The 12,244-nt window shown below is 42.0% G+C and carries 11 protein-coding genes; 9 read left to right on the top strand and 2 right to left on the bottom strand.

Annotated features, from left to right (window positions below):
- The first annotated feature begins 38 nt into the window (after nucleotides 1-38).
- Together ACH6CZ_RS05340 and ACH6CZ_RS05335 are read left to right on the top strand one after the other, a co-directional pair.
- Entirely contained in the window at nucleotides 39-800 is a 762-nt protein-coding gene (locus tag ACH6CZ_RS05340) for a prolyl oligopeptidase family serine peptidase (RefSeq protein ID WP_374096370.1), read from the top strand.
- 60 nt (nucleotides 801-860) lie between these two features.
- Complete coding sequence (locus tag ACH6CZ_RS05335; RefSeq protein WP_039808436.1) at nucleotides 861-1,169, top strand: metal-sulfur cluster assembly factor; 309 nt, start codon at nucleotides 861-863, stop codon at nucleotides 1,167-1,169.
- A gap of 88 nt (nucleotides 1,170-1,257) precedes the next feature.
- On the opposite strand, the gene ACH6CZ_RS05330 is transcribed toward ACH6CZ_RS05335, so the two are convergent.
- Nucleotides 1,258-2,088, bottom strand: a complete 831-nt coding sequence (locus tag ACH6CZ_RS05330; RefSeq protein WP_374096369.1) for an undecaprenyl-diphosphate phosphatase — start codon at nucleotides 2,086-2,088, stop codon at nucleotides 1,258-1,260.
- Between the two features lie 141 nt (nucleotides 2,089-2,229).
- On the opposite strand from ACH6CZ_RS05330, the gene clpB reads away from it, so the two are divergent.
- Complete coding sequence (gene clpB, locus ACH6CZ_RS05325) at nucleotides 2,230-4,806, top strand: ATP-dependent chaperone ClpB (RefSeq protein ID WP_374096368.1); 2,577 nt, start codon at nucleotides 2,230-2,232, stop codon at nucleotides 4,804-4,806.
- A gap of 36 nt (nucleotides 4,807-4,842) precedes the next feature.
- On the opposite strand, the gene ACH6CZ_RS05320 is transcribed toward clpB, so the two are convergent.
- Complete coding sequence (locus ACH6CZ_RS05320) at nucleotides 4,843-5,037, bottom strand: YjzD family protein (RefSeq protein ID WP_374096367.1); 195 nt, start codon at nucleotides 5,035-5,037, stop codon at nucleotides 4,843-4,845.
- Nucleotides 5,038-5,167: 130 nt separating this feature from the next.
- On the opposite strand from ACH6CZ_RS05320, the gene ACH6CZ_RS05315 reads away from it, so the two are divergent.
- From ACH6CZ_RS05315 to opp4A, 6 genes are all read left to right on the top strand, one after another.
- Entirely contained in the window at nucleotides 5,168-5,350 is a 183-nt protein-coding gene (locus ACH6CZ_RS05315; RefSeq protein WP_374096366.1) for a ComZ family protein, read from the top strand.
- A gap of 516 nt (nucleotides 5,351-5,866) precedes the next feature.
- On the top strand, nucleotides 5,867-6,802 hold the full coding sequence (locus ACH6CZ_RS05310) for a beta-ketoacyl-ACP synthase III (protein WP_374096365.1): 936 nt from the start codon (nucleotides 5,867-5,869) through the stop codon (nucleotides 6,800-6,802).
- Between the two features lie 39 nt (nucleotides 6,803-6,841).
- Nucleotides 6,842-8,077: a beta-ketoacyl-ACP synthase II gene (gene fabF / locus ACH6CZ_RS05305; RefSeq protein WP_374096364.1), complete on the top strand. Its 1,236-nt coding sequence runs from the start codon at nucleotides 6,842-6,844 to the stop codon at nucleotides 8,075-8,077.
- 340 nt (nucleotides 8,078-8,417) lie between these two features.
- On the top strand, nucleotides 8,418-9,446 hold the full coding sequence (locus tag ACH6CZ_RS05300; protein ID WP_374096363.1) for an ABC transporter ATP-binding protein: 1,029 nt from the start codon (nucleotides 8,418-8,420) through the stop codon (nucleotides 9,444-9,446).
- 2 nt (nucleotides 9,447-9,448) lie between these two features.
- Nucleotides 9,449-10,456, top strand: a complete 1,008-nt coding sequence (locus tag ACH6CZ_RS05295; RefSeq protein ID WP_374096518.1) for an ABC transporter ATP-binding protein — start codon at nucleotides 9,449-9,451, stop codon at nucleotides 10,454-10,456.
- Between the two features lie 28 nt (nucleotides 10,457-10,484).
- Nucleotides 10,485-12,236, top strand: a complete 1,752-nt coding sequence (gene opp4A, locus ACH6CZ_RS05290) for an oligopeptide ABC transporter substrate-binding protein (RefSeq protein WP_374096362.1) — start codon at nucleotides 10,485-10,487, stop codon at nucleotides 12,234-12,236.
- The last annotated feature ends 8 nt before the right edge of the window (nucleotides 12,237-12,244 follow it).

Genomic DNA, 12,244 nt, shown 5'->3' with positions numbered 1-12,244 from the left:
TAATATATGAGCGAAAAGGATTGAGAGGAGCATTAGAGTTGATTGAAATACATAATCGTAAAATCGCAGGTATTCCATGTTTACAGGTAGAAGGTCAATCGAAGCAGTCTCCCGTGATTTTCTTCTTTCACGGATTTATGAGTGCGAAAGAACACAATCTTCATTACGCTTACCTTTTAGCTGAGAAAGGCTTTAACGTCATATTGCCTGATGCTGCTTATCACGGCGAAAGATCAGATGGATCTGATGAAACGGTGATGAGTACCCGCTTTTGGCAGATTGTGATCCGGTCTATTGAAGAGTTTGGCGCGATGAAGCAGGAGGTTGTCAGTCAGGGGTATGCTGCAGAAGATCATATAGGAGCGGCGGGAACTTCAATGGGGGGAATTACAACCCTTGGCGCACTGAAGCGATTTGAGTGGATACATACAGGCGTCAGTCTGATGGGCTCTCCTGCATATGTAGGGTTTGCTAAAGCTCAGATTCAGCATTTTGAAAGAAATGGCTTTAAGTTGCCAATGAGTGAGGAAGAAGTAGATGAACAGCTGAAGGTGCTAGAAGAATATGATTTGAGTCTGCATCCTGAAAAGCTGAATAACAGGCCGCTGATGTTCTGGCACGGAAAAGCAGATACAGTGGTCCCATATGAACCAACTTACGCATTTTTTAAATCCATTCACCAATCCTATGACAAAAAAGAACGGCTGAAATTTATTACTGAAGAAACAGAAGGACATAAAGTGACAAGAAAAGGTTTGCTCGAAACAGTGAAGTGGTTTGATCTGCATATGCAATCATGACAGTTTCAGTAAAGCGTTTTTTTTGTTATGATAAACACAAAGAGTTAAAGGAGTGATTGGATGGACCAGGATACTAAAGACAGCATCATGGGTGCCCTTGAACAGGTTATTGACCCTGAGCTTGGAATTGATATTGTAAACCTCGGCCTTGTCTATGATGTATTTATGGACGATGCAGGAAATACAGAAGTTAAAATGACGCTGACATCAATGGGATGCCCGCTTGCGCCGGTTATTGTAGACCAGGTAAAAGCAGCACTTGCAGATGTACCTGAAGTAAAAGAAGTAGATGTTAATATTGTATGGAGCCCGCCATGGAGCAAAGACAATATGTCACGCTACGCTAAAATTGCATTAGGGATTACGTGATCAAAAAACAGGTTTGGCCAAGTGCCAAACCTGTTTTTTTACATTGAAACATTCTTCTGATTACAACGTACATAAGGAAACGAACAAATTAAGAAATCCAAAGTACAAGTAAAACAATTGGTCCTACAGTAAAACAGTAAATGGCAAAATAAATCAGGTTACCCTTCGCCATAATATTCATAAACCACTTCAGTGAGAAATATGAAGCGATCAGTGATGCGATAAACGCAAGCAGATATGGCATCCAGAGATCAGCCAGGTTTTCATCCTGAAGGAAGTCTGAAAAACTAAGTACCATGCCGCCAAGGCTGACAGGCACAAACAACAGGAATGAATAACGAAGCGCTGTTTCCTGGTGGATCCCTCTTGCCATTGCAGCCACAATGGTAGCGCCACTGCGACTGATACCCGGAATTAAAGCAATTGCCTGAGCGCCACCAATGATCAGTGCATCCTTCACAGACATTCCGCTCTCGCCTCGTTTACCGCGCAGGTTTCTGATCAGAAATAATGCAACACCGGTAATCATAAGCGTAATCGCAACAGTCTGTGGGCCGGACAGGCGGGAAATATCATCATCGAACAGTACGCCAATAACACCTGCAGGGATTGTACCGATAATCAAATATAAGATGAAATTAAATTCAGTTTTATCTTCAGGCTTTCTTGTTTTTATGTAACCGAGCCCTCTGGTGATCAGTCGCATAATATCTTCTCTGAAGACGAGTAATACAGCAATTAGTGAAGCTGAATTCACCATTAATTCAAAAGTAAAGTTATTTCCTTCAATCTCTATTCCAAGGAAATATTGTGCCAGCTGAAGGTGTCCGCTGGATGAGATCGGAATCGGTTCAGTAAAACCCTGAAACAGTCCGAGAAACGTAAATTTTAGTAATAACCATAATTGTTCAATATCCATAAAATCCTCCATTGTTTTAGCATCACACGCTCTTAATTTAACCACCGAAAAGATGGGATGTAAAGTGCTGGTTCTTTACAATTTGATGAAGAGAATGATAAAATATGACAAAAGGTCAAAGAAGGTCAAAGGAGTGGTCAGATGAAACTGGATCAAATGACTTACAGTGTTCAGGATGCATTTGCAGAAGGGAAAGAACTTGCTGTTAATCGTAAGCATTCATCTATTGATGTAGAACATGTTCTCATAGCTATGTTACAAAATGACTTTACAGAACGTCTGTTGACCGGCATCAGTATGAACATCGCTGATATGAAGCAATTTGTATCAGAAAAGCTTGATTCATTTCCGGTGATACACTCAGAAGGGTACGATCCTGTTTTTGCAGGGGATGTTGGTGTCTGGTTAAAAAAATCAGAAGGAATCATGAAAGAATATACAGATGAATTTCTATCTATAGAACACTTGATGCTTGGATTAATGAGCATGACCCATTTACAGACAGTAAAGTATTTAATTAATCATAGTGAGGGGTCTGAAGCTTTAAAAAAAGTGATTGAAGAAATAAGAGGGGGAAGAAGAGTGACATCTCAAAATCCTGAAGTGGCGTATGAAGCATTATCAAAATACGGCCGTGATCTGGTGGAGGAAGTCAAAAAGGGGAAGATGGATCCTGTGATTGGCCGTGACGCTGAAATCAGGCACGTCATCAGAATCTTATCCAGAAAAACAAAGAACAATCCTGTACTGATCGGAGAGCCAGGTGTTGGGAAAACAGCCATTGTAGAAGGACTGGCCCAGCGGATTGTCAGAAAAGATGTACCTGAAGGGCTGAAGGATAAAATTGTCTTTGAGCTTGATATGAGTGCACTTGTTGCCGGTGCAAAGTTCCGCGGGGAATTTGAGGAAAGATTAAAAGCCGTTCTTGCAGAAGTGAAAAATAGTGATGGTCAGATTATTTTGTTCATTGATGAACTGCACACGATCGTCGGGGCAGGGAAAACTGAAGGTGCCATGGATGCAGGAAATATGCTGAAGCCGATGCTTGCAAGAGGGGAAATCCACTGTATCGGTGCCACTACGTTAAATGAACACAGACAGTATATTGAAAAAGATCCTGCCCTTGAACGCAGATTCCAGCAGGTGATGGTGCAGGAGCCGGATGAAGATGATACAGTGTCAATTTTACGCGGGCTGAAAGAACGCTTTGAACTCCATCATGGTGTAAGAATCCATGACAGCGCGATTATTGCAGCAGCAAAATTATCTGAGCGCTATATTACTGACCGCTTCCTGCCGGATAAAGCGATCGACTTAATTGATGAGGCATGTGCAATGATCCGTACTGAAATTGACTCCATGCCTCAGGAACTGGATGAAGCTTTCCGCAGAGTGATGCAGCTTGAGATCGAAGAAGAAGCGCTTGCGAAAGAAAAGGATCCAGCAAGTATAGAAAGGCTAAAAAGGTTACGTCTTGAGCTGGCAGAACTGAAAGAACAGGCAGAAGTGATGAAGGCAAAATGGGAAAGTGAAAAACAGTCTCTCGTTGTGATTCAGGAAAAGAAAGAAGAGCTCGATAAGCTGCGAAGAGAGCTGGAGGATGCCGAAAATAATTATGACTTGTCAAAAGCGGCTGAACTGAAGCATGGACATATTCCGAAGCTTGAAAAAGAAATCACGGCGCTTGAAGTTGAAAATGAGCAATCTCGTGATGAGAACCGTCTGTTAAGAGAAGAAGTATCGGAAGAAGAAATCGCATCTATTGTAGCAAGATGGACAGGAATTCCTGTTAACAGATTAATAGAAGAAGAACGTCAAAAGCTGTTAAGACTTGAGGATACACTTCAGGAAAGAGTGATTGGACAGAAGGAGGCGGTTATTGCAGTCAGTGAAGCGGTGCTGAGAGCCCGCGCAGGCATAAAAGATCCTGACCGTCCGATCGGATCATTCATCTTTCTCGGTCCGACTGGAGTCGGTAAAACGGAGCTGGCAAAATCGCTTGCATTTACACTTTTCGACAGTGAAGACCAGATGATTAGAATTGATATGTCAGAATACATGGAGAAACATGCAGTTTCAAGACTGATCGGTGCGCCTCCTGGCTATATTGGATACGAAGAAGGCGGGCAGCTGACTGAAGCCGTCAGAAGGAAACCTTATTCAGTTATTCTACTTGATGAAATTGAAAAAGCTCATCCTGAAGTGTTCAATATTCTCCTCCAATTGCTTGATGAGGGGAGAATTACTGATTCGAAAGGCAGAACAGTGGATTTTAAAAATACTATCATTATTATGACGTCAAATATTGGATCCAGTCATTTGCTCGAACAGTCAGGAGACCCGGAGCAGTCAAGAGATCTTGTAATGGGAGATCTTCACCGTCACTTCAGACCTGAACTGTTGAATAGAATGGATGATATTGTCCTGTTCAATCCGCTCACAGAAGATCATATGAAGGGAATCGTCTATAAGATGATTGAAGAACTTCAGGAGCGGTTAGCTGAGCAGCACATAACACTTGAGTTGTCTGATGAAACGGTCAGCTATATCGCTAAAAAAGCATACAACCCTTCTTTTGGAGCGAGACCACTGAAGCGGTATATCCAAAAAGAAGTCGAAACGGTTCTTGCTAAAGAGCTGCTAAAAGGCAATGTGCAGTCACACAGCCACATTGTTATTGAGCGGGAACAGGAGCAATATAAAATACGCACTAAATAAAAAAACATGATCCCTGTATATGGGGATCATGTTTTTTTAATGATGTTCAGCAGGTTCAGGCTTAGGAATAACTGCACCGATTACAAATAATAGTACCGTTACGGCCACAGCGATAATGTTAGCCATCATAAATTCATAAGGAACGCCGTTCATTGAGCTGACAACATAAGCCATCATGTGTGTTAAAAGGAAAGTCCAGAATAATGTCATGAAATATGCCAAGGGATTCACCTCATTTCAAAAAAATACATCGCTTTCATTTTAGCACAGTTTTTTAGAAAAGAAATGTCGAATCAATGAATTCATCATGAAATTCAGTTATGATAGGTAAGTAATGATGGAATATAGAGGAGAGATACAAATGGCAGACGACAAAACAATGGAATTTATGCAGATTGCAATGAAATACCTACCGGAAGCAAAAGCGAAAATGGACGAGGCAGGCATCGAAGTCTCAGTAGAATCACTCCAGCCATTCATGGCAATCTTCGCAAAAGCAATGAACGACGCTTACGATCTGGGGAAAGCAGACGCGGAAAAGTAATTTTATAAAAAACTCAACAAAGTGAGGCTGGGACAATAATAATAATGTCTCAGCCTTTTTAATCGTTCCGGTGCGCTTCAGGCGGACGCTTTCCGGACGGAGGTTGCTGAGCCTCCTCTCCTCCGGCTGCGGGGGCTCAGCTTCCCTCTTATCGTCCCGGAGTCGCCGCCTTCCGCTCCGCTGCACTTAGTGATTAATATTAATTTGTTGAATGCATCACAGTTTTTTTGTTTGCATCTTCTTTTATATATTGAAATTAATGTAATTGCACAGATGGTGATTGAAGCGTAAGGGGGCGACTCCTGTGGCAGGAAGGGACAGGTGAGACGATCACGGCGAAACCTCATGGCTCACCGCCCGGCCGCGAAGTCCCCCTGAAGCGGAAATCATCAGCCAATATATATAACCCATAATATATCCTTCAGTTGAAAACAAATTAATTATCATATATTATTAGTACCAACTCATAATATATGATCATATCGATTGATAAAAAATCAGAAAGAAGGAAGATATATGCGTGCAGGTGCTTTAGGGGTAGGGCGTTACTTACCGGAAAAGGTCGTAACAAATCTTGACTTGGAAAAACAGATGGACACATCAGACGAATGGATTCGCACCCGGACAGGAATCGAAGAGCGCCGGATCGCCGGAGATGATGTAGATACATCAGATATGGCTTACGAGGCAGCATTAAAGGCAATTGAAAACGCCGGTACAAAGGCAGAAGATCTGGATATGATTCTTGTCGCTACAGTAACACCTGACAGACCATTTCCTTCAGTTGCAACGATTTTGCAGGAAAGACTCGGTGCAACCAAAGCTTCAGCCATGGATTTATCAGCAGCATGTGCAGGATTTATGTATGGAATGGTAACGGCAAAACAGTTTATTGAAAATGCCGGTTATCAGCAGGTCCTTGTAGTTGGTGTAGAAAAATTAAGTAAGATTACGAACTGGGATGACCGTAATACAGCTGTGCTATTCGGAGACGGCGCAGGGGCAATGGTATTAGGTCCGGTTGAAGAATCAAAAGGAATCTTGTCATTTGAACTGGGTTCGGATGGTTCAGGTGGTAAGCACCTATATCAGGCTGAAGAAGGAATCTATATGAACGGCCGTGAAGTGTTTAAATTTGCGGTACGTCAAATGGGTGAGTCCAGTATCAATGTGCTTGAGAAGGCAGGACTGACAAAAGAAGATGTTGATTATCTGATCCCGCATCAGGCAAACATCAGAATTATGGAAGCATCAAGACAAAGACTTGAATTACCAATTGAAAAGATGTCTATGACTGTAAATAAATATGGCAATACCTCAGCAGCTTCTATTCCGATCTCTTTAATAGAAGATCTCGAAACCGGCAGAATCAAAGACGGCGACCTCCTTGTAATGGTCGGATTCGGTGGCGGCCTGACATGGGGCGCAATTGCAATGCGCTGGGGTAAATAATCGGACAAACAGATCTAAATTAAACAGGAGATGACAATAATGACTAAAAGACGCGTAGTAGTTACCGGTCTCGGAATGGTTTCGCCATTAGGAAATGATGTAGAAACGACATGGAAGAATATCGTGGATGGGAAATCAGGGGTTGGAGAATTAACACGACTGAACCAGGAAGATTTTCCTGCAAAAGCAGTAGCTGAATTAAAGGATTTTAATATTGAAGATTATATAGAAAGAAAAGAAGCACGTAAGATGGACCGTTTTACTCAATATGCAATCGTTGCATCTCGTGAAGCAGTAAAAGATTCTTCACTCGATATTGCTTCAAATGCTGAAAGGGTCGGCGTGTGGATCGGAAGTGGGATTGGCGGAATGGAAACGTTCGAGAAACAGTTTGAAACGTTTCAAAAGCGTGGATACAAACGTGTTAGCCCGTTCTTCGTGCCAATGATGATACCTGATATGGCAGCCGGTCAGGTATCCATCGATCTTGGTGCAAAAGGTATGAATTCATGTACAGTCACAGCTTGTGCGAGCGGTACAAACTCGATTGGTGATGCTTTCAAAGTCATTCAACGGGGAGATGCTGATGCAATGATCACAGGCGGTTCAGAAGCACCAATCTCTCAAATGGCGATGGCAGGGTTTGTCGCTAACACGGCCTTAACACTTAATGATGATGTAACAAAAGCCAGCCGCCCCTTTGATAAAAACCGTGATGGCTTTGTCATGGGAGAGGGTGCAGGGGTTCTGGTACTTGAAGAACTTGAACATGCACTTGCAAGAGGAGCGAAGATTTATGCTGAAATTACCGGCTATGGTTCTACAGGTGACGCTTATCACATTACAGCACCAGCCCCAGGCGGTGAGGGCGGCGTACGCGCTATGAGGCAGTCACTTGAAGATGCAGGAGTGAAACCTGAAGAAATCGGATATATCAATGCACACGGTACAAGTACACCGTACAACGACAAATATGAAACAATGGCAATTAAGGAAGTATTCGGGGAACATGCTTATAAACTCGCAGTCAGTTCAACTAAATCCATGACGGGTCATCTTCTTGGCGCAGCTGGTGGAGTGGAAGCAATATTCACTGTTCTTGCACTTAAAAACAGTATTCTTCCTCCGACGATTAATCTTGAAGAAGCAGATCCTGAGTGTGATCTGGACTATGTACCTAACGAGGCTCGTAAGCAGGAAATACAGGCTGCAGTCAGTAATTCCCTGGGATTTGGTGGTCATAACGCAACAATCGTATTCAAATCTTATCAATAAAATTAATATACCAAGGCAGGGTTTGCGAAACGCAGCCCTGCTTTTTATTATGTATATGAATGAATATTCATGCATCCTATTGTAATATAATTCATTATACCTATTAAACTATTATTAATAATAAAGTATTGTAAATATTACGCCCATTATTCGAGTCTGAAAATATTTTTAAAATTTTTTTATTTCGACAAAACCCTTTAAAATCAACGATCATAGGATGCTATAGGGGGGTAATTGCATAGATTTAGAAAAAACAAGTTGAAATTGTAATCTATCTGTAATAGTATTTTATACAAATAATATAAATTGATTGAAAATAAGAAATATTAGAGGTGTTCAAATGGTTAGAAAAACGGCAGGACAGAATGAGACACCACTTTTGGAAATCAAAGAACTCCAAACAGGGTTTAAAATAGGCAAAGACTATTACAACGCTGTGGAAAAAGTTTCTTTGAAAGTCGACAGAAGAAGAATTGTCGGAATAGTCGGAGAATCCGGCTGTGGTAAAAGTGTAATGTCACTGTCCGTTATGCAGCTTCTTCCTCAGGGAATCGGTAAGATTAGAGGGGGAGAAATTAAATTCGAAGGCAGAAACATTGAAAATCTATCAGAGCGTGAAATGAACAAAATTCGCGGTAAAGATATCTCGATGATTTTCCAGGAACCAATGACTGCACTTAATCCGGTATTTACAATCGGATATCAAATAGAAGAAGTGCTTCTCAATCATGAAAAGATTGATAAAAAAGAAGCGAGAAAGAAAAGTGTTGCCCTACTTAAAAGCGTAGGAATCCCAAGACCTGAAAGTATTGTTGAAGAATATCCTCACCAGCTCTCGGGTGGTATGAGACAGCGTGTCATGATTGCAATGGCGATTGCCTGTCAGCCGAAACTGCTAATTGCAGATGAGCCGACAACAGCACTAGATGTAACAGTACAGGCTCAGATTCTTGAGCTGCTTAAGGATATTCAGGAAGTAAACGACATGGCCATTATTATGATTACGCATGACCTGGGCGTCGTCTCGGAAATCTGTGACGAGGTCATTGTTATGTACGCTGGAAAAATTGTAGAACGGACAGATGTAATTGAATTGTTTGAAAATCCTAAACATCCATATACACAGTTACTGATGAATGCAATTCCGAAAATGGATGAAGATGTAGAAACGCTGGCGACGATCGATGGCCTAGTACCATCTATTCAAAAGATGCCTCAGTCAGGATGCAGATTTGCTAACAGATGTCCAAAAGCAATGCCGGAGTGTACAAAGATTACACCTCTGCTGGCTGAAGATGAGCCGGATCATGAAGTAGCCTGCATTTTATATGAGAACAGCAAACAGCCTGAAGGGGTGGGTGAAAGATGAATATGACAGAAACGCGTGAGACAGCCGCTCAGCCGCCTAAAACTGAAAAAGAAGTATTGCTCGATATTCAAAACCTGAAAACTTACTATCCAATCAAAGGCGGGTTTCTGAAAAGAACAATCGGAAATGTTAAAGCTGTTGATGATATTAATATCCAAATCAAAAAAGGTGAAACAATGGGTCTCGTTGGAGAATCCGGCTGCGGTAAATCTACAACTGGCCGTACAATTTTGAGACTGTTGACACCAACATCCGGCAAAATTATTTTTGATGGAAAAGACATTACAAAAATCAAAGGAAATGTTCTGAGAAAAGCAAGACAGGATTTTCAGATGGTGTTCCAGGATCCTTATGCATCGCTGAATCCCACACAAAGTGTTGGAGACATTGTTTCTGAGCCGATTCGGAACTATCGCAAAGTCAGCAAGAAAGAATTGAAGTCAGAAGTAATTGAACTGCTTAGACGTGTTGGTCTTCCACCTGAAGCATATGACAAATATGCACACGAATTCTCAGGTGGTCAGAGACAGCGTATTGGGATTGCAAGAGCACTGGCGCTGAAGCCAAAGCTGATTGTAGCCGATGAGCCTGTATCAGCACTTGACGTATCTGTTCAATCTCAGGTATTGAATCTGCTGAAAGAACTTCAGGATGAATTCGACCTTACTTACTTATTTATTGCCCATGACCTTAGTGTTGTTAAACATATGAGTGACAGAATCGGGGTTATGTATCTTGGCAATATGGTAGAAGTGGCTGATAACAAGAGTCTTTATGCAGAACCGCTTCATCCATATACTCAGGCGCTGATTTCAGCAATTCCGGAAACAGATCCTAAGAAACGTAAAGAACGTATCGTATTACAGGGTGATGTGCCATCTCCTGCAAATCCGCCATCAGGCTGCCCGTTCCATACGCGCTGTCCAATGGCAAAAGCGGAGTGTGCTGAAATTAAGCCTACTTTAAAGGAGGTGAAACCTGGTCATCAAGTAGCTTGTATTCTTTACTAAAACTTTAAACCAATTTGGGGGGAACAAAATGAAAAAGAAGTCGCTATTGCTGATGCTTACTCTACTTCTAGTACTATCTGCATTTTTAGCAGCATGTAGTTCAGATGAGGGTTCAAGCGAGCCGGCAGAAAACGAATCAGAAACAGCTGAAGAAGGTTCAGAAGAAGAAGGTACTGAAGAAGAAGCAACAGGTGAAGCACAACCTGGAGGAACGCTTACATATGGTGTAGACTCTCCACCGGAAGGCCTATTCAACTGGGCATTCTACGGTATCGTAACTGATGCTGATATTCTTGGTCTATTCGATGAGAACCTGATCGAATTTGACGAAAACCTAGCACCACAGCCAAACATCGCTAGCTGGGAAACAGAAGATAACAAAACTTTCACATTCACATTCGAGCAGGGTGTAATGTGGCACGATGGTGTTGAACTTACAGTAAATGACTGGGTATTCGCACTAGAAACAATTGCACACCCTGACTATGATGGTCCTCGTTATGCTAACGTTCAGACAATCGAAGGTGCTCCTGCATTCCGTGATGGTGAAGCAGACAGCATTTCAGGTATTAACGTAATTGATGATTACACAATCGAAATTACTTTCGATCAGGCACGTGTTAACAACCTTGTTAACCTTTGGACTTACCCAATGAGCAAGGCGCAATTCGAAGGAATTCCTGTAGCTGAAATGTCAGCTTCTGAGCAGGTTCGTACGAAGCCAGTTGGTCTTGGACCATTTAAAGTTGACAGCATCACTCCTGGTGAGGCTGTAATCATGACGAAGTTTGAAGACTACTGGAAAGGTGAGCCAATGCTTGACGGAATCAACGTTCAGGTTATTGATAACACAACTACAGTAGGTGCACTCGGAAATGGCGATATCGACATGATGTCACTGCAGCCGGTAAACGCTGCAGAAGTAGAAGAACTTGATAATGTTGAAGTAGTAACATACCCAGGTCTTTCTTATTACTACATTGGATTTAAGCTTGGAACATTCAATCCTGAAACAAATGAAATTGTTGAAGACAAAGATAAGTATGCTGATGTAAATCTGCGTAAAGCTATGGCACACGCAATTGACCGTGAATCTTGGATCGATGCATTCTTCTTCGGTTATGGTTCACCTGTAAACGGTCCGGTTCCATCAAACCACTGGATCGCTGCAGACCCATCAGAACTTGCAACTTATGAATATGATCCTGAAAAAGCAAAAGAACTTCTTGCTGAAGCTGGATACGAAGATACAAACGGCGACGGATTTGTTGAAGATCCAAATGGAGAAGAATTTACTGCTAAGTTCTCTCACTACGATACAGGTAACCCGACATTTGAAACGCGTGCTCAGGCAATCGTTCAATTCTGGGAAGCTGTTGGAATCAAGACAGAACTAGAAATGTCAGAAGTTAACCTTTATTATGATGACATCGAAAAAGATGCTGAATCGATTGAAACATTCTTCGGTGGCTGGGGAACTGGCGCTGACCCGGATCCAACTGCACTTTGGGGATCTGACCAGCTTTGGAATTACCCACGTTACAAAAATGAAGAGTCTGATAAGCTTCTTGCTGATGCTCTAGATATTGAAGTTGTTGGAGATGATCAGCAAGCTCGTAAAGACCTTTATGTACAATGGCAGCAAATGGTTGCTGAAGATGTACCGATGATTTTCATCGCTGAACTTCAGGAAATTGTTGCACTTAGCGATCGCGTACAGAACGTTGAATATGACGTTTCTGGACAAAACAGCCCACACGAGTGGTCTATCGCTCAATAATAATTTGC

This window comes from Jeotgalibacillus sp. JSM ZJ347, assembly GCF_044383825.1.
GTDB lineage: Bacteria > Bacillota > Bacilli > Bacillales > Jeotgalibacillaceae > Jeotgalibacillus.
Note: the sequence above shows the minus strand (reverse complement) of the source record. Positions and strands in the feature narration are given on the sequence as shown.